This is a genomic window from Bacteroides cellulosilyticus DSM 14838 (assembly GCF_000158035.1).
GTDB lineage: Bacteria > Bacteroidota > Bacteroidia > Bacteroidales > Bacteroidaceae > Bacteroides > Bacteroides cellulosilyticus.
The window spans coordinates 1,455,130-1,476,191 of the sequence record NZ_EQ973491.1 but is presented as its reverse complement, the minus strand read 5'-3'; the positions used below and the strand labels follow the sequence as shown (position 1 = coordinate 1,476,191).

The 21,062-nt window shown below is 41.2% G+C and carries 9 protein-coding genes and 1 pseudogene; all 10 read right to left on the bottom strand.

Features of this window, described 5'->3' with window-relative positions:
- On the bottom strand, positions 1-1,289 hold a 1,289-nt coding region (locus BACCELL_RS18010), incomplete at its 3' end, for an alginate lyase family protein (RefSeq protein ID WP_007213401.1).
- 147 nt (positions 1,290-1,436) lie between these two features.
- The gene (locus BACCELL_RS18005; protein WP_007213400.1) at positions 1,437-4,013 is read right to left on the bottom strand and encodes a hypothetical protein; all 2,577 of its coding nucleotides are present in this window, start codon (positions 4,011-4,013) and stop codon (positions 1,437-1,439) included.
- Positions 4,014-4,019: 6 nt separating this feature from the next.
- Positions 4,020-6,285 (bottom strand): annotated as a pseudogene (locus tag BACCELL_RS18000) (heparinase II/III domain-containing protein).
- A gap of 60 nt (positions 6,286-6,345) precedes the next feature.
- Positions 6,346-9,474, bottom strand: a complete 3,129-nt coding sequence (locus tag BACCELL_RS17995; RefSeq protein ID WP_007213398.1) for a glycoside hydrolase family 2 TIM barrel-domain containing protein — start codon at positions 9,472-9,474, stop codon at positions 6,346-6,348.
- 48 nt (positions 9,475-9,522) lie between these two features.
- Positions 9,523-11,802, bottom strand: a complete 2,280-nt coding sequence (locus BACCELL_RS17990; RefSeq protein WP_236100713.1) for a beta-galactosidase — start codon at positions 11,800-11,802, stop codon at positions 9,523-9,525.
- A 233-nt stretch (positions 11,803-12,035) separates the two neighbouring features.
- Complete coding sequence (locus BACCELL_RS17980) at positions 12,036-14,504, bottom strand: glycoside hydrolase family 95 protein (RefSeq protein WP_007213395.1); 2,469 nt, start codon at positions 14,502-14,504, stop codon at positions 12,036-12,038.
- Positions 14,505-14,548: 44 nt separating this feature from the next.
- A complete protein-coding gene (locus tag BACCELL_RS17975; protein WP_007213394.1) occupies positions 14,549-16,822 on the bottom strand; it encodes a hypothetical protein in 2,274 nt (757 codons plus the stop codon).
- A gap of 74 nt (positions 16,823-16,896) precedes the next feature.
- Positions 16,897-17,850 carry a BT_3044 domain-containing protein gene (locus BACCELL_RS17970; RefSeq protein ID WP_007213393.1) on the bottom strand — a complete coding sequence of 318 codons (954 nt, stop codon included), beginning with the start codon at positions 17,848-17,850 and terminating at the stop codon, positions 16,897-16,899.
- Between the two features lie 30 nt (positions 17,851-17,880).
- Entirely contained in the window at positions 17,881-19,953 is a 2,073-nt protein-coding gene (locus BACCELL_RS17965) for a RagB/SusD family nutrient uptake outer membrane protein (RefSeq protein WP_007213392.1), read from the bottom strand.
- Between the two features lie 18 nt (positions 19,954-19,971).
- Positions 19,972-21,003 (bottom strand): SusC/RagA family TonB-linked outer membrane protein, encoded by a 1,032-nt coding sequence (locus tag BACCELL_RS17960; protein WP_007213391.1) that lies wholly within the window; start codon positions 21,001-21,003, stop codon positions 19,972-19,974.
- Positions 21,004-21,062: the final 59 nt, after the last annotated feature.

The window sequence follows — 21,062 nt, the reverse complement described above, 5'->3', positions numbered from 1 at the left end:
TCAAAAGGTCCTTCAGGAAAGGGAGCACGCTGAATCACCGCACCGTTAATCACTTCTCCCTCAACTGATTGCCAAGACACAACCACCTCCTCTAAACCGGGAATCACTCTCACATTCAGTGGAGCAGAGGGCAATGTATGTTCGCGGAAAGGAGATTTTGCAGCATCCAATGTATACGTAAAAGCTGTATACCCTGGAGCCTCCCAGCCGCAAGCTGTCAATCCGCGTGCATTGATCACCGCTTTCGTATAAGGAGCATCCAAACCTTTCCTTACTGCATAATGATTATAGATAATTTCATTGGCGGGCATATTCGATACCACAAAAGAATTCAAACTATTGCAACGCCAGCGACAAGCCGGATAATAGAAATAGCGTTGGGCACAATCTTCATCCAATTTCCACTCCCACTCATCATAGGCATGGTCAAGATTGTACTTACCCATATATTCAAATCCCTTCAGTAATAAGTTGTCCTCTAATCCGAAAAGGTCATCTCCTTGATTCCATGCCATTTGACAAAGCTCAGCCGCACTGCCCGGCCCAATTTCGGCATGTGGCGTATCACGCCCCATCTCATTTACCTGATAAGTACGTGGATTTACCATTTCTGTCAGACAACCTCCTCCAACACCATGTTTATAGTAATCGACAGCTTCATTATAGATTTTTTCATCATCGCAGAATATTCCGATAGCCAGATTGCAGGTATTGGAAGGTCCGTCCCAACCAGACCAACTTCCACAACCTCCTGACTGCTTACATGCCGGATAAAAATACTCCTTGCACATTTTTTTAAAACGTTCAATATCGTCAGCTTTCCAGCCGGGATATGCACGAACCACCTCAGCTACCTGCACCATTATACTGGCAGGCAATTGATACAATTCACCGGTAATCACTCCATTCACAGCCGCAGACCAGTCATTCAGAATATTCACCGCACACTCTGCATGACGTTCATCCCCAGTCACATACCAACGTAGAAAATTATAGTATGCAGCCACCCCATCACGGGCCGCACGTTGCCGGCGTCCACTTGGTCCTGAAACAGACTCTGCAGGAGCCGCTTTATATGTATATTGCGCTTTAGAATCTTCAATCATCAGATTCCAACCTTCTATCCAAGGTGATTCCTTTGCTAATACTTTTTCTTTAATACGATCCAGATCAGCGCGGTTATGAACCCCACCGGGATGTACAAAAGTACGCTGAGAAAACACTGACATTGGGATGTTCAATAAAATGCCAAATAAGAACATGGCACATTTCAACAATGTAAATTTCATAATATTGTATTATTTAAGATGGTTATTTATACGATGTCCGCTGTATAAGTTAGCGAACATCGTATGCTTTATAAGAAAAAACGATTGGCAGGACTGAGGTACCTAATCAAATATTAAAATTATTGTTGAAAGTGCGCTTATTCTACACTATTTGGTCAAAGTTATCGGCTCTCCATTATATAGTGATTCTGCTCTGATGGTTAAATAAGTAGAATTACCAGCATTATAACATTTCAATTCCACATTACCATGTTCATCCGTTTCTACATCTGGATTCCAGTACAATGTCCTACGATGATCATCGGGAGGAAACAGTTTACTTTCTCCATAATTAGGAGAGTAGAATTCCAAAGGACGAGAATATCCTTGAATACGGGTACGACGAATCCCCCAGGAGCCACCGGAATTTCGTTCAGGGCGCCAACCATCAACAGTAGTTATATAGCAAATTACACCTGCAAGCAACGATTCCCGTGAATAACCGTTAACAATATAATCAAAATGATCTATTTCCCCTAAAATACCAAAATCAACCGGATTATTGCGAATTGTGTTCATTTCTCCCGCATTCAATGATCCTCTGCCTTCACATAGTATTATATATTTTATCGCATCTACGTCGTCCCCCAGAAACAAATAAACTTCTCCGTCAGACATTAACTTTCCATCCACAAAGTAGAACAATGATTTATTTTTACACGTAATAGTACTATACTCTCCTTCATTCAAATATTCCTCTACTACCATATCTTTATTCAAACGCGGTAACAAATCATATAATTTGGATATATACATTCCCTCATCACGCATTTCATCCAACAAAACAGGTACATCGTAATAAGCACTAATACTCTGTTCAAATTCTACAATCCTATGCCTCTTCCGTCGACTTCCCTTTACCAAAACCTCATTCAACCTATGGGCATCGCCTTTTATAGAGTCTTCATACAACGAATCGGACAAAGCGGACAATAAACGCAAGCTATCCGTATCTACATAAGAAGGATGCAACTCGGGATAACCATACCTACGCAAAGGTGGAGAAAAATTACGGGACAAACAAATAGCAGTCATCTTGTTATGCTTCCTTCCTACCTGACTGGTCTGTATCAAAGCATCCATTGTCCCTTCAAGAAACTCAAGCGGAATAGAGAAGTGTCCAAGAGAATCAGCCAAACTACTCCCGGCAATGGAAGACGAATCACGTTGTACCAACACGCTAACCACCATATTACCACGCGCCTTCAGGCGGGCATATGAACGAACCTGGCCACGAAGCACCAACTCACGCTCGGGAAAACAGGACGGATTAAAAGAACAAGTGCCGATAGCCTGTTCCATATCATATTTACGCCACCCCCTGACAAGCATAAGTAAATCCAACGCTTTCAGACGCTGAGAACAGGAGTCCGCAAAATAATAACCGGGTTGATGAATATAACCTTTGAGGTCAGAAGTCAAAAGTAAATCCGTATAGATACTGTTATCGTATTCAAGGCAATCCGAATTTAAGGCATCACAAACAGAAACAGATAAACGGGTACGCACGGGATGATTATCTTTATCACGGACAGATAAATGAAAACAAACCGGTTCGTATGGTTTGTACGTCCTGTCGGTCAGATCCGCCTCGATCCGGCAAGTACGTTCGGGCATCACATAACACAAACGTTCACAAAGAGTGGCCCCCCTCGTTGAAATCAAGGACAACTGCACCACACCGCCAGAAAGACGAGTGGTAGGAACATAAAAATGCTGAATAGGACCACCCGCAAAATCAAACACACCATACGTATACGGCCGTCCCTGGCAGGAAATAAACAATGCCAAAGTATCCTGTGAGGTTTCAAGATTCTTCATTACCCGTACATCCAATACGCCGTTTTTATTTGTAGCATACATGACATATCCGCTCGATGAAGCTTCAGGAAGAGTAAAACAATACATTTTACCCTCATACTCCACCTCAGCTATAGCAGGTTCTAGCTCAGGAGTATAAGCAAAGTACCCCATCCCCTCATGCAGAGTGGAAATATCCGTCAGAATACGATTGTCTTTAGTACGAATAACTCCCGTTACAGAAACAGGTCCCTGATCACGGCTTTCCGCCTCAAAAGCAACAATCGAGGCAAGCCCACGAACCAGCCCGCCACCTTCGGGAAAGAAACGGAGAATAAACTTCTCCTTTATAGTGGAAGGGCGTTGTTTCATCGTTTTATCCAAATAATAGGTACTAATACTTCTTTCCATATTTCCATTCAGCCACTTGCTCTGGTAGACCGGAAAAGTGCGTGAAAAATAGGGCTTCGCATCAAAAGCCTGCATCCAGCGGGTATAAGCACGGACTTCATAATATCCCGTAAGATAAGAAGTCTTAAGTATTATCTGTCCATGTCCCTCACCCTGCTCCAGCTTTACAATCTGACGTTCTATTAAGTTTCCCAGCTGATCCAATAGTTCCACGTAAAGAGGTCTGCTAATAGAACTGCGCCTATTTCCTTCGGCAGTTGCCACATAAGCCTTGAACCAAATAGTATCCCCGCGATAATAACTGGTATTATCAAAGTGAAGATAAGCTTTCTCACGGGGATAAGTATCAGCAAAAGTTTGCGCACTACGAAAATAGCTCGCAAAAATACTATCAGGCGTTTGTTGGGCAAACGCCAAAGCCACAAATCCCTGTAGCATTAATTCCACATATAAAAGAAAGCTTTTCTTCTTCATCCGACTTTAATATTTCACTTTCACCACCGCCCGTTCATAAATCACCGGCATCGCTTTCTCATTAACTCCAAGCAGAAGGACGTTTCATATTTCCAAAAGTAGCGTGTACTTTCGGCTGCCCTTCTATCCAAAGTTTCAGTTTCCTATTCTCTTCCTTTTGGATGATAAATAACTTAGAAAGGGAAGCAAAATAAGATGTAGTTCCACGTCGCAAGGCACTACCATAACAAACAAAGAGATCTTTTGAATCGGCAGGGTCAGCATCTTCTTCATAAGTAACGGCAAACATATAAGCATCCGTAAACCAACCGTCAGCTTCAATCCAAGAGTTACTATGCATCAGACGTCCATCTGCCAACTGGTTAATATACAAATCCGTCACTTTACCCTTGTTTCGGATACGCAGTCCGATCCAGTCCTTACCTTCACGTCTCTCCATCTGAGGAAGTTCTTTCTCACCCGGAGTGTCTTTCAAAATAATAGCCGTCAGCCCTTTCACACGATCCACCTTGGCTGGTAGATGAAAAGAATAGTAATTTTCTGTTCCTTTCAGATCTTCGGTAGGTGCTTCCACTACTTCCCAGTAAAGGTCTTCCGGATAATCATGAACAAAATCGGACTTCGCCAACAAGCGTGGATAAAGCGGACGTACCACTATCGAGGAGTTGCCGTTTGTTATATCCAAATCAATACCTTGTTTCTTGGCCTCTCCACCCGGATGCCAAAGCCACTCAAAGTGTCCAATATCGTGCGTCTTCAGGTCATCAACCATATAAATGACATTATCTATCCATAAGAAGTGACGAAAGTTACGGCTGAACTGATCAGAATAAGGTCCTGTACCATCTGCCAGTACATATTTCACGTTATCGCCATCCAGCAAATGATGAAGATAACCACGTAGTGTAGAACCATGATACTGCTGCTCACGCGGCTGCCCTTTGCCATTGAACAATACAACGTTATGCGCTTGACTCTGGAAGAAATAATTACGATAATTAGGGTTCGGATACCAACAATTACCAGCATCTTTCAGTATATCGACTCCTTTATGAAAAAGAATAAACGAATTCGCATCTGCGTGGGAATGATTCCACGTATGCCCGGACTTCACTGCCAGCATCGTAGCATCTTTTTCCCAGGAAGTACGCATTATGGCCCAACCGAAATCAGAAAACAACTGCGACTTTTTCAACTCCGGTACCTTAGGTGCCTTACTTAGATCCGGTGTATAGAGAAATCCCATAGGACGATTCATAAAATAACCGTCACGATGTTGCCCTTGCTCCACCTGATTCATATACCAAAGCATATTATCATTCCTTATACCCAACGCATACAGCAACATCAAACTGCTTTCAGCCGACACATTCTTATGACTATCACCAAAATTGAGATTATACAAAATCCCAGTACGCGGGTAGCATACATGCATAAAATAATCAGAAATCTTTTCCAGTTCAGGTATTTCCGGCTGCCTCTCACCCGGATTCATATTCATCCATGCCAGGCGGAATTTCAAAGCCTCCTGAATACCAAAATTGGCGTAGTTCAGACTCTCATACATGCCACCGGCATCATCAAATGACTTCGGCTTTTGCTGAAGTACATCTCCGGCAAAACTAAACCACTCGGGCAAGGCTTCATTCAAAAATCTTGCCCCTTCCTTAGCTTCCGGTATCTCATTCTGAAGGCTCAATGCCAAAAGACCACCCATGCAGACACAAGAAGTCCACCAATTATGCCCCATAGAATTCAATGCATGTATACGCGTAGGTTCAAGCAACCAATCTCCCAACGAAGGATCTAAAGCGAGGCGTTTCAACCCTAATGCAATCTCTTTCCGCTCGGAAGTAGAAAGATCGTTGTAAATGGCATCATAAGCAATGGCAGAAAGATGCGCCTTATGTGACAATCCCAAATCGGCAGTCCATACGGGAATACGCGCAAGCATTTCAGCGCTTCCCCAAGTCTTTGCCTGTATGACGTCCAGAAGAATTTTCTTTATCCGATCCGAATACTTCTTCTCGCCTGTCATCAGATAAGTCAATGAAAGATATTCCACATCGTTCAGCCCACCATTTTGCAACTTTTTGTCGGCAGTTTCTTTAATCTGTTTCCAACATTCGGCTACTTCAGGCTCTCTGGCTATTCTGTTCTTTACCGACTGAATACGCTCAGGCGTATAAAGCAATGAAGGATGTTTTACTTTCTGTGCATATATCGTAGCCATACACAGCAGCATTAAAAAGGATAAAACAATTCGTTTCATGGTTTATATTGTTTATATTACTATTTCCGGACTTACTAACATACGAATCTGACAACCTATTTACTCAAGTTCCAGTATATAACTATAACTATATTTCTTATCAAGTAGGCGATATTCAGTATGCGGATACATACCCCAACTGTTATCTCCCCCAAGCCCACGCTGTTTCATATCTACATGCAGAAAAACGTTCTTTTGTGGAATAACATCAATTGTGTGCTGCATTTTGCGTGTCAATCCCGGATCAAGGTCTTCCGGTGTAAAATGCAAGGCAGAAAAAGCGATAGGCTGCAAACCGGTAATCTTTATGCCCGCTCCATCGCTATCCAGCAAAGTCAGCCAACGAACATCCGTCTTATTACCCGTTTCCTGCGGACGTATATATTCATAATACTGATTTTCGACTTTATCATCATAACAACCTATAAACGAACCGGAACAGCGGTCAATATAATTTTCCTGAGGTCCTCTGCCGTAATAACTTAAATTATCGTATGGCTGATTCAGTTCTATTCGCATTCCGAAGCGCGGCAGTTCCGGGAGTCTGGTTCCGTTCAGGTCAATACTTCCGGTTACTACAAGCGAACCATCATTACGTATCAGATATTCCATAGTATAGGGCACCTGAATATCAGTCAACACCCACTCAATCTTTACCGGCAGTCCTTTTTCATTCTTGTTTCCTACTGTAACTTCTTTGACATAACGATTGACATGAGCAGTGCGCCATACGCCTGCCAGAAGAGGCATTTTATTTCCGAAATCATTATCTGTCGGTGCACGCCAGAAAGCTGGTTCAGGATATTGTTTGATAGGTTTCTTACCGTTCTTCATATAGTCGAACAACATTCCTTTTTTCAAATCTATTTTGCCGGAAACTGTTCCCGATTCAAAAGAAAGCACGTTATCCACTACCTTATACGTCAAATTGCCGGAACAATCGGGAAGAGAGGTAAACACATTACCCCGTTTCAATTCTAATTGTTCTTTCGCCACCTCATAATGCGCCGGAACCAAATCTGTCGCTTTCTTCGTATAAGCATAGAGATTCAGAAAATACTCATTTTCATCCACGGGTATTGCGGGAAGCTCCAAACGTACTTCTGCCTCCTGATGAGGCTTCAAATCTATTTTAAAGTCTCCGGTAGCAATATTCTTGCCATTCTTAATTATCTCCCAAGTAAAGTCATACTCATTCAGATTCGTAAAATCATAACGGTTTTTAATTGTAACAATACCTTTACCAAGCTCTTTTTCATTGAATTGAATATATTGATACACCTTCTTCACTTCATAAGCCTGCGGCTTAGGAATACCATTGGCGGATATAATCCCATCAGTACCCGTGTTCAGCTCCCCCTTTTTATCTTCCAGCCATTTATAACTGCCCATCCGACCATTGTACATCCAGTACACCCGGCCGTCTCTCGGTTCTGTCTTCATCTTGAACCCTTGATCCATAAAGTCCCATATAAATCCACCCTGTAAATTCGGACTATCATAAATCACGTCCCAGATATCCTTGAAATTTCCATTGCTATTGCCTTGCGCATGCGCATATTCACACATGATGTACGGACGCTGTTTGCCAGAATCACGATAGCCGGTAATCCTTCCCATATTAGGATACATCGGACATACAATATCTGTATTCCAGTCTTCCCATGCCTGTTCAAACTGCACAAAACGTCCCGGGTCATATTCTTTCAAACGCCGGTATTCATCATGAAAAACTTTTCCGTTACCACACTCATTTCCCAGTGACCAACCTATGACACAAGCATGATTCTTATCTCTCTCCACCATGCGAGAAATACGGTCGACATGGGCCGCATACCACTCAGACCGGTAAGCGGGATGCGGGATGGTATCTTTAAAATAAGGAACCGAACCCATTCCATGGTTTTCTATATTTGCCTCATCTACAATATAAATACCATATTTATCACAGAGTTTATAGAACAATGGATGATTGGGATAATGGCATGTACGAACCGCATTTATATTCAATTGCTTGATGAGTTTGAGATCATTCATCATGATTTCACGATTTTGCGTATGCCCCAAACTGTCATTATGTTCATGCCGGTTGACTCCCTTTATGTAAACAGGCACTCCATTCACCATTAATTTAGCATCTTTAATCTCGATCTTCCGGAATCCTGTTTTATGAGCAGTCACAGCCAATTTCCTATTATTCTCATCCAGCAAAGTGAGTACACAATCATAAAGATCAGGTTTTTCCGCACTCCACTTCGCTACATTCTTTACGGAACCAGAGAATGACACAGTCGTAAGTTCACCGTCTACATCGAACATCTTTTGTTGTGTCAGCACTCTCTTTCCGGCAGCATCCAGCAATTCTAATTTAAGCAAACCTTTTTTGAAAGTATTGCCGCTAAATTCGCGAAGATCAACAGTTGCCTGAAAGAGACCATTCTTATATGAGCCATCCAAATCTGCTTTCAAAAAAAAGTCCCAAATGGTAAACTTCGGATAGGCATGTAGAAATACATCCCGTTCTATACCTGTCAGCCTCCAGAAATCCTGGTCCTCCATATAACTCCCGTCATGCCAACGATAGACCTGAACCGCAAGCAAGTTTTCCCCTTCTTTCAGATAACGGGTCACATTAAATTCCGCAGGGGTCTTCGAGGCTTTACTCATCCCCACTTTTTGTCCGTTGACATATATTTGCGCATAACCGCTGATGGAACCGAAATGAAGCATTATTTCTCTGTCTTCCCAGCCGGACGGGACAGTAAATGTCTTACGATAGGTTCCTACAGGATTATCTACATCGATATATGGGGGATTCGGAGAAAAGACATACTGAATATTACGGATAATAGGTTCACCAAATCCCTGCAATTCCCAATTGGAAGGTACTGCAATATCAGTCCAACTCTCGTCCTGCAATTTCTCATGATAAAAATAGTTATCACTTTTCTCTATAGTTGGCGAATAGGTGAATTTCCACTTTCCATTCAATGACTTATACCAAGGAGAAAGTCTCTCCTCTTCTTTCATTGCATCTTCCGGACGCTCATAAATAAAAAAATCGGCATGCGGCTTTTCCTTATTCCACTCATACTTTACCGGATTTTCCCATTCATTCTGCTGGGCAGAAACAGAAGAACCATTCACAACAAACAAGATTACTGAGAAAATTACTGCTTTTATTTTCATTTTTATTATATAGGTTTACTTATGGTTTATCAAATCATACAGGTGACTTCACTTATGCAACGCTTTTATACCTGCCACCTTTACATTAGCCCCTTGAGCAGTAGGGCGTAAACTGACTGTTACAATATTCGGTTTATCAGTATTCAGCCAGCACTCGGGAATATAGTATTCAGATTGCGGTCCCTGCTCCCAACAACGGCCAATACAATGCCCGTTTACGTAAATGAAGCCATTGCCATTCTGCTCTAATTTCAGGAAGCAAGAAGTAACCGTTTGGCCCTGCGGCAAATCAAATGAGTACCGATACCATTTAAGCAAAGACTCACCAACTATATCCCCTAAGTCTACATTCTCTTTCATGGAAGAAGAATACCTGACTCCACGTTCATTCTCAAGATATGCATAACTAAGTGGAAGTTCCTTACCTTTACAACGTACATAGGTAGGACCTATATACCAAAATTTTTCTACAGCCCAATTAGTATGGTGATGCAATCCCTTATTTTCAAACAACAAGATAACTTCCACTCTTCTTCCGCTAAGCGAATCACCCGGAATACAATAGTGCGTACTCTCCTCTGTTTCTGAAAATATAGGAAGCAGTTTTCCATTTACAGACACCAGTACTGTATCAGCAACACTCCCGTTCACCACCTTCTTACCGATACGCCCTACTTCAAGAGTGCATCCCTCAAAAGCATTTGTTTTATAATAGACAAAATGACGGCCGTAAATACCATGGTTATCAATCGCTTCACCTTTCTTCAAGCGTGTCCATTTTGTTGGCAATTTATCAGCCCATTCACCTTGTTTTTTAAGTTCTATTTTTGCAATCTTGGTTGCCGGGCGTATCTGAGGATCAGGAAGTTTTGGGAACCATTCCCCCTGTGTAGCACCTGCTGGCAGATAATAAACCATAGAACCGAACGGTTCCAAAGCAAAATCAAATTCCAAGTCATCCGTACGAATTGTTCCGAAATGTTGGCGTGAACGTTCTTCAGTACGTACGAAATAGTAGCGATCTCCATTTTTAGCACAGCGTAATGCTAACTTCACTAATGTATCTGTTGTAATATAATCCAAAGATACTAGATCGGCACGGGCAATACGCGTACCGTGTTCATTGATAAAAGTAGATAACCCCTGAAATCTACGGTAACGCTCGTTAACAACCCCATCTTCGCCAATAGCAGCTGCATAATCATAGGAAGTGACTTGCTGGCGGGCCGCCCAATCGTCAAAATTCGTGCCACCTACTGCCATATAGAAGTTCAGTGCACTGAATCCACGCTGTAAAGTATAAAGAGTAATATTTTGTGTCTGCACAGGAGGAAGTCCATCCTGCTTCCAACTCAACTGCCAGCCTAATTCACAACACCAGCCACCTTGCAATTCTCCTGATATCAATGGTTTTCCAGGCTGTGTTTTCATCTGTAAATCGACCAAACGGCCTAAATTCTTCTCTATCTGCCAGCGAGGATAACTATTCACCATATCTACCACTCCATTCAATATACCAGTTTCCACATTGCGTGATTCATCAGTCCAACACGTAATAATAGGTACTTCTATTCCATATTTACGAGCAATAAAAGCCAACTTGTCCAGATAATCTTTTTTTGCTTCTTTTGGGAACCAACGGACACGGTTGAATTCATTCTCTACCTGAAACAAGATAACTCCTTTGCCGCCTACCGGTTTATGAATTAACTGATGTGGCGCAACAACCCTGCACACAGCACGATACCAATGTTCATTCCAGCGCATAAATTCCGGATCATTACTTTGCAACCAAACATCAAACGCAGGCTTAGCAGGCTTTTTCTGCATAATCCATTGTGGAAATCCTCCCCCACTCCATTCGGCACAAATATAGGGTCCGGGACGAAGGATTACATAAAACCCAAACTCCTCAGCCATTACAAGAAAATCGTTCAGTTCACGCAGATCAATCTGTGATTCGTCTGTTACAGAACGGGGCATAGTGCGTTCATGCCAATTCCAAGGAATATACGTTTCCACACAATTGAACCCTGCTGCTTTCAGCTTACGGAAACGATCGGCCCACAAGGGTTGGGGCACACGAAAATAGTGGAAAGTACCACTAAATATAAAAGTGTCTTTCCCATCCAACTGAAAACAGCGGTGATCGTAACGAACACGATCCGGATGAAGGAATACAGTATCTACAATAGAAGGATAAGTACCGATATTCAATAAACTTGAATCCACATCGGTTCGGTGCATTACAGACAAATCGGTTATATTTTGTCCGACCACAGTTCCCATTAAAAGCAAAAGAGATAAAAATGTTACTATTTTTCGCATATTCAGATGTATTTTTCAAATTCTAATCAGTTAAAAGGATATTCGATTCACTCTCATACAATTTATTCCATTGAATCCTGTTCAGAAGGTATCTACGCCGACCTGTACCGTACTTGCTCCGTACCTGCTCCGTATCGGCTCCGTGTAGAGGTATCTCTGAGTGGAGAATGTACGGAGCAAGTACAGTCCGGATACGGTTCAGGTACGCAAAAGACAAGAACAAATATCAGTGTTTACTCTCTCCATATCTGATAGTCTTCACCCTGAATTGTGGCAAATGTTGTCAAGTAATATCCTTTATCTTGTGATTGAAGGCATTCTGCACCTTCCACTTTCACGGGAACGGATGTACGGAGCACACACTTATTCCCTAAATTCGAACGAATCCGGGCCGATTTCAGTGTTCCCTTCTCCCAAACTATATCTACCTCAAAATTGCCACGAGCCTTGAGTCCCTTTACTTTGCCCGAAGGCCAGACAACAGGAAGAGCTGGCAACAAATGCAGTTCTTTTAAATGACTCTGCAAAAGCATCTCGGCAACCCCGGCTGTAGCACCGAAATTACCGTCAATTTGGAAGGGAGGATGGGCATCAAAGAAATTGGGATATGTACCTCCATGATTCGTATTTAAAGTAGGATCGACATATCTCATGATTTCACGAATCATCTTATAAGCATGATTCCCATCCAACAAGCGTGCAGCAAAATTTATCTTCCATCCTTTGCTCCATCCCGTCCCATCATCACCACGTAATTCAAATGTTTTTTGGGCAGCTTTTGCTAATTCAGGCGTAAGTAATGGAGATATATCACGCCCCGGATGCAAACCAAATAAATGAGACAAGTGGCGATGGTGAGGATCGTTTTCCACATAGTCTTTACTCCATTCCTGCAATTGTCCTTTAGCTCCGATCTGATAAGGGAAAAGCTTATTTTTTGCAGTAACCAATTGCTTGCGAAACTTACGATCTATATTTAAAACTTCCGAAGCTTCTATCAAATTGGAAAATAAATCTCTAATAATAGCCATATCCATTGTAGAAGCCTCGGAAACAGCATATTTCTTTCCATCCACCACAAACAAATTTTCAGGAGATACCGATGGAGAAGTTATTAAATAATCTCCTCTTTCCACCAACCAATCCAAACAGAACAATGCTGCCTCTTTCATAACAGGATAAGCCTCATCTGCCAAAAATTGCTTATCGCCAGTGAAACAATAATGTTCCCATAGATGCTGACATAGCCAGTTTCCTCCCATTGTCCAGTTTGCCCATTCAGGACTTCCATCTCCTTTATTCCCCACAGGATTACTAAGCCCCCAAATATCGGAATTATGATGTGCCACCCAACCTTTTGCATGATAAAACTCCTTGGCTGTAGCACGACCTGCCTTCGACAAATCTTTAATCCAGCTAAGCAAAGGTGTGTGCATTTCCGATAAATTGGTAGTTTCAGCAAGCCAATAATTCATTTCTGTATTAATGTTTATGGTGTAATTAGAGCTCCAAGGAGGACGGAAATCTTTATTCCAAATTCCCTGCAAGTTGGCAGCTGTCCCACCAAGACGCGAAGAAGAAATCAGCAAATATCTACCATACTGAAAAAGCAACTCCTCCAACTGGGGATCATAATTACCATACGAATAAAGCTTCAACCGGAAGTCGGAAGGTAGTTGTGCATTCACCTTACTACCCACCGTATCTGTAAGCTGCAAACTTACACGCTCAAAATAAGAGGCAAAGTCGCGTATATGCGAGTCTTTTAATTCATCGAATGACTTAATCGATGCTTTTGCCAAATATTGCCCTGCAAGCATTTTCTCATCTTTGCCTTCGCAAGCCGGACATTTATCGAAGCCATTGAAACTTGTTGCAGCCGTCCATATGACAAGAATCTCGTCCGCTCCATTAATATGGATACCTTTTTTATCTGTCGTGACTGTTCCCCCCACAGGAATAGCCTTCAGCAAAGAACGAAAACGCATACCACTGCATCCATTCTCATCTACCCTCATCATAGGTTCACGTCCCTTGCGATTATAATAAGCCGGATCGAGACGGGCTGGTGCTGCGCCATCCATAGCCAAACAATTATCCCCCAAAGCTTCAACTGCATCCGACAATCTGCTTTTCGTAGTAAAATCCAACGCAAGTTTTCCCTTTTGGCTTGCGGTAAAACGCAGGACCATAACTCTATCAGGAGCGGAAGTAAACATTTCGCGAACATATTGCACCCCGCCTTCCCAAAAACTGGTGGTTAGTATGGCTTCATTCAGGTCCAACTCACGTTTATATCCTAAATACCAGGCTTTCCTATCACCAAAAGACTGCTTGATTTCAAGATCTCCCAAAGGAAGAAAACTTTGGGAGAAATAGCCTTGCATTTTTTTACTCAAAGTTCCCGCTGCAGCAAAATCATCTCTCGACAACGCTTCGCGCATTTCTGATAAGTAGGAGTAAGCGTCGGGATTGACACTCTTTACACAAGGTACTCCGGTCCATAATGTACCTTCATTCAACTGTATCAGTTCATTTTCTACTTTACCATAGACCATTGCGCCAATATAGCCATTCCCTAAAGGCAAAGCTTCTACCCAAGTGTTTGCAGGCTTTTCATACCATAACCTCAGATGATCTTGTGCATGTAGCACGCTACAACACGTGATTGTCAATAATAGTATTTTTATATTCTTCTTCATATCCAATAATAATATTCTCTTATTTTTCTTTATCCATAATAAGCTTATTCCACTATTATAAATACGACTGTACTCATCGGTTTTACTATGACAGAAGATTCTTTAACAATTTCTTTTGCAGGAAAGCTAACCACTTTTTTAGCGGTGGGAATATTCAATACAAAATCCTTATTCTGTGTGCAGTTCATCCCTATCAGATACTTACCGTACCGCAATGAGTAAAACTCTCCCCTACCGGCATATACATTTTCCCAACCTGGTTCGTAGCGGATGCCTTCCGGAATCTTAGCAATGGGCAATTCCTCACCTGTATGTGCCGATTTCACTTCGGGGTAAAAATGACGGGCATCCGAAAAAAACAGGTTAGTACGTTCCGGCCGTTTATAAGTATACCCACTCGGTGTAAATTTGATATCTTCATAAATAGTAGCTATCCTATCTATTTCCGGAGTAATATAATGCACTCTTGCCAAATAGTTTATAGCGTAGTTTGCCCTCCAATACAAAGAGGCATATAATATTTCTTCACCATTCTTCAATGCTATCGCCCCAACTTCTTCATCGGCAAACAATGCATCCGGCATTCCTGAAGACATCGGAAGTTTATCCTCTCTGCGAGGTTGCTTTGCAATCAATTCATATTCACCTGGCAGGCGCAATAGGGTATAAGTGGAATTGAGCGAACTGTCCTTCATTTTTTCCCGGACAACATGAAAAAACTGGTTATCATCCAGCATCTGCTGCGCATAGGCCACCGCAATAGGATCGAGCGTAGAGGCTGCTGTCATCAAAGGATCCCCTTCTTTATCCAATCCTTTTTCACCATAAAGAATCGTTCCCGGATACTTTCCATGATCGCGCCAACCTATTACAGCCTCAGCTAGCATTGCTTTATTCCCATCTTCATCCACAGAAGGATAGCGGAAATAACTGCGCGCTTTTAAGACTTTCAACAACTGAGCACGAATCAAAGGATCACGGCTATCCGTTTCTCCACACACACCTGTAGCCTCGTAGACACGTAACATCCAATGTAGTATTTCTCCATATCCGCCAACAAAACCAAGTTCTTTACTAAGTCCTTTAGCTGAAAGTTGAAAGTAGTTGTCGCCCAATGGTTCCGAAGGTCCTTCAGACGTCTCACTTCCCAACCATGGAACAATTCCCATGGATTCATATAAATATTTTAAAGTTTGATAGGCAGGCAATGCTTTTTCTGGCGCAATGACAGACAAGAACCGATTGACACAATATAAATTCAGATCGACAATCAGACTTTGATTGGTGTATTGCCGGCGATGTGTCTTAGCATAGTTCAGACATTCCGCACACATCTGCGTCCAATTATCACGACGCGTCCGGCCATTTTCCATTTTTTCATCGAGTACCTCGCGTACTTCGGGGATAAAGCTATTTAAAGCCAGGCACAAAGGTCCCACTGTGAGCCAAGAGTCGTTATAAACAGATTTGGGATTCTGTGAATAGCGGACATAATACCAGTCCGTAGCTTCTATTGTTTTTTCGGCAACCTTCCTGTCGTGATATACTATAGTCCAAGGTTCATTATAGGCATAAGAAAGTACCCATAATTCTTCCTGATCCGGTTGTTTTTTTGCCATCAATTTCTTGAGTTCACGATTGACGTGTACTTTTACTTGCTCCATTACTTCTATTCCAGGAGCTATACGTACAGCAGATGAAGGCATGACACCCTGTTTTTCACGCCGTGCGGGAATAAAGCATTTTCCGGTATGGGTATATCCTTTGTACAATGCCTTTGCTGGTTCCGTCATAACTTTCTGATATTGATCGAATGTATTTCCATAGCGGGCAATCCTTCCAGTAGAACGTATACTTAATTCAATCTCTTTTTTGCCTTGAGTCATCTGCAGAGGCAAAGGTAAAGTAGTATAGGTAAAACGTCCCGGAAAAGGTGCTTCATCATTAGCTATATCCAGCATATCATAATCTCCCAAATGGCGGTAACCAATTTGCTTACCCTCGCAAAATAGGATTAAAATATTACTGTTACCTGAATCGGAACCCCAAAAGCGAGCTGTAAAGTAATTCTGCTTCTCTGAATCGACTTTCATCTTAAAAGTGATATTCCCACCTTCAACACGTTCTCCCTTCACAGGAAGAAGCAATCGTGCCGACTCATTTAGCCCGCCCTTAATTACTTCTGTAGCATTTGTAGCAAAATTATGCTTCTTTTCCGACTGTATGTTGCCGAAAATAATCTCATCAAGTAGTCCTACCTGCGAATACGCTGAAAAAGAGACTACACTCATTAAACAAAGTATAAGAAACCTGTCCATGTTATTTTTCTATCTATCAATTAAAAAAACAGCCCTCCTCTTCCAGTACAAAAGGAGGGCATTTCAAAATACAATTATTCTAATGTCATCTGTTCGCGGATAATCTGTTCCCCACCTCCTGCATTATAACTATAATATAAATAGAAGCGTTGCTCATCCGGATTATATACATTGCGATATCCATACGAACCCGAACTGTCATTGGGATCATCACTTGGCATAAGAGTGGTTACCTTTAGTCCTCCCTCTGTACTGTAAGGAGACATGGTTACTGTATTATCTTCATTGACGGTGATAATCATAGCATTCTTATTTATAGTCGCCTTCGTATCACTGGAGCTATAGACCTGACTACCAACATAAACACGAATTTTATTATAAGACAATGGCTGTACAACTTTCGTTGAAGTAAAAAAAGCAGAACCAATATAGCCTATAGAATTATAATACGTATTGTTGCGCTGCGACGCATATTGATTCTTTTTATAAATACGATACAATACATTTCTCTTGTCCTCATTTATTTCATAAGGACTCGCCTCTTTAATACGAAATGGGATAAAGTAGGTCGAATCAACCGATAAATTCTCCAACACAGATGTTTTCAAAGTTATAGGTAACTTACCAATCTGATCCTTCAACTCGGCCCCCGCTTTTATAGTGACAGAAGAAGATGATAATGTATAATCTGTCTCTTTTAATCCATGAGCGTACTTATCCGTCTCATCCATATAATTACTGTAGTTATATTTCGTCAATAAATCCTCATCTTTTTCTACCACAATATTCACATCCCTATCTATAGGATTAGTACCGCTGACAGCAAATGCCAGTGTTTTCACAGCTTCGTCACTTTTAGTCATTTCATATTCAGCCTGAAACACTTGACTAACATCACTGACAACATAAATTTCCTTCTTATAGCGCTCTTCCTCAAAGAATTCATCTCCATTGGAGCAGCTACCCAGTATACCTATAAAAGGCAGTATCAATAGCCATTTATTATATTCATTGCATATATTTTTCATAACATATTACTTTATACGATTATATTATAATTAGTTTTCCCAACCCGGATTCTGATCCAAATCCTGTACACGCCGTACCTCTGCTTTTGGTAAAGGCAAAAGAATTAGCTTTTTATCGATAATCCTATTACGATTATTAACTTGATTTACAGGAGCGGGAGTTTGGTAGAAACCATATTTATCTTCTCCCAAATGCATTCCATATATACCAGCTTTCTCTGTCTGCTCGTAAATGCCCCAACGACGTACATCGAAATAGCGACGATTCTCACAGGCAAATTCAATCATGTATTCACGTTTGATAATCTCATCCAAATTAGTCTCATCTGCCATATCCTCAGAAGACAGACCAGGAAGTCCTACGCGATAACGAACCTGATTGAAATACTTTGCTATTTCAGAAGGATCACGAGATACATTGTAAGTTTCAGGAGAAAGATTTCCTCCATTAACAGCTGGCAACTCAATAGTATAGGATGCCTTTAAATGATTCAAAGCTTCAGCATATCCCAACAATATTTCCGCATAACGAATGATAGGATAATATTTGGCTACCAGATTACTACCTGTTCCTTTCAAAGCATCCATAGGATGTACCCACTTAGTAAGAACATACCCGGTTCCGGGATAGTCTATCACATTGGTGACAGAGGAATATTTACCTGCATAAAGATCTGATCCTGGCACTGTATTCATTTCATGATACCACACATTGAAAGGACCATATTGACTCTGTGTATTTGATTTTACAAACCAATGACGACCGGAGAAGCCCACTGTAGCATAAAAACGATTCTCACGGTTCAAATACATACCATATACCCCTATAGGTATTACATAACCAGAAAAGCTTTCTTTCACCTTTGAAAAATTATCATCCGTCACAGTACCCTGAGCGATATTATAGGGGTATTCTTTGCTGGAATTCTTTATATCTTTACCATCAGCCATATAATAAGCGTCAACTAACTTTTGTGTTACACAAAGTCCATTATATCCCCCCATAATATCATTCGGTGGAAATACTTCTTCCATATGTTTCCGTAAATCACCAAAACTTCTTCCCCATATAAATTCAGTATTTTTACTACCAATCGTTTCTCCGTTAAACATCTCACTATAAGAGCGATAACAGTCTATCCCTCCTGCACCATCAGGGAAATTAGCATCTGGAACATTAGAAGGCAAAGGACGAACCGGTTGCATCGGGTCAATACTTACAGTATGCAATTTATATTTATTCATATCAATAACTCTCTTACAAGCGGCAGCAGCTACAGCCCACCTTCTTTCATCATAGGTTTGGCTAATATAATTTACTCCATCAACAGAACGTTTCCAGTCCCCATAAGTAATACGTGCCGCATTTCCTCCATTATATAACGGACTAGCTTGCTGCAAACGCAAACGCGCAATCAACGCAAATGCCGCACCTCGAGAAGGCCGTCCAAAATAACTGGAAGCAATATCTCTCGGCAAATATTTTGCGGCTTTCTCCAGTTCCTCACAACAATAGTCCACACATTCATCATAAGTAGAACGAGCTCTATTGTATGCTTCGGGCTGCTCATTATTAGGAAATATCTCGTCACCTACCAAAATACAAGGACCATAATTTTGTATCAGATTATAATAAGCGTATCCTCTCAGCATATGAGTATAACCAGTGACTTCTTCATCCTGTACAGTCGTCATTTTAGCTTCATGCTTTCTGCTGAGAATATAATTACACTTTCGAATCACCTGATACATGGAAGGCCATATATTCATTGTCTTTCCAGAGATATTATCAGCGTTAATATTACCAAGTACATAATTTATACCATCTTTATTCGTATAATTGGTAAAAGCTTCATCCGTAGCCAAGGGACCAGGGTTGAAAGGAGCACGAAAAACATTACTCTCGTCAGGAAGCAAATCAGAGACTCCCCACATATATTGTACCAAATAGTCATATTTTACAAATATACTATCAAACTTCATCGTATCGTCAAAAAGATCATCCACTTCCAAGAAGTTACATGAAGTAAATGCACCCGGAAGCGCCAGGCAAGATGCTAACAATAAATTCCGAAGAACTTTAAATGATTTTCCTATTTTCATTGTTTCAACATTTTAAAATTAGAAAGTGATGGTTGCTTGAAAACTTACACGTCCCGGTATAGGGTATTTACGACCGTTACTTGCAGCCTGATCCGGATCGAATAGTTTCACATTATCCCATGTACACAAATTATTAGCTATAATAGCCAAATCAATGTTATTAATACCACATTTACGAACGAACGGTAAATCCAGCGTATAATATAAACTGAGTTCCTGTAAACGCAGATACCTACGGTTTCCTTGCCAGAAAGTAGATGTTTGTGAATTGTTGTTATTTTTACCATAACTTAAACGCGGAAAAAGTGCATTCGGATTTTCTCTTAACGCAGCCGGAATACTCGTATCATCATAATCGGCTGGAATCCAACGATTGGCAGGGTCAGCTGCAATCGTTAGTATATTTCCATATTTTTCTTCGTAGAAAGGTATATAACCAACATTGTCTTTACCATCAGTATAAGCACGATAGTAAGTTGTATTACCAATGCCATTGAACAAAACACCCACTCTCAACTTCTTCCAGCGAAACTCGCCACCAAAACCGTATGACAAACGAGGATAGTCAGAATAACTCAATGGTACCCGGTCATCACTGTTGATCATACCGTCTCCATTCACATCCTTATATTTGATATCTCCCGGCATATAGTCTCCAAATGTTTGTTTCGGACTATTATCAATCTCCTCCTGATCACTGAAAAGTCCTAAAGCAATATAACCTTTTTGATAATTATAAGGTCTACCGGAAGCCGAATAGTATTCATACTTATTATCTGCTTCTTCGAAATATTTCACTTTATTCGTAGAGTAAGTGAAATTTCCACGAATAGTGAAATCCATATCCTTATTAATACGTTGGGTAAATGATATATTACCGTCAGATCCCCAACTTTCCATACTACCTACATTACCGTAAGGCATGCTAACCAAACCTACAAAATCGGGCACTTGCTTGCGCTCCTGAAAAATACCATCACGTATATCACGGAAGAAATCAATAGTAAAATCAATTTTACCCCAAAGGTTACCTTCAATACCTAAGTCCATTTTTTTGCTTTTTCCCATTTCAAATTATCAGCGCCAATCACACTTTCAACGATCTTGCC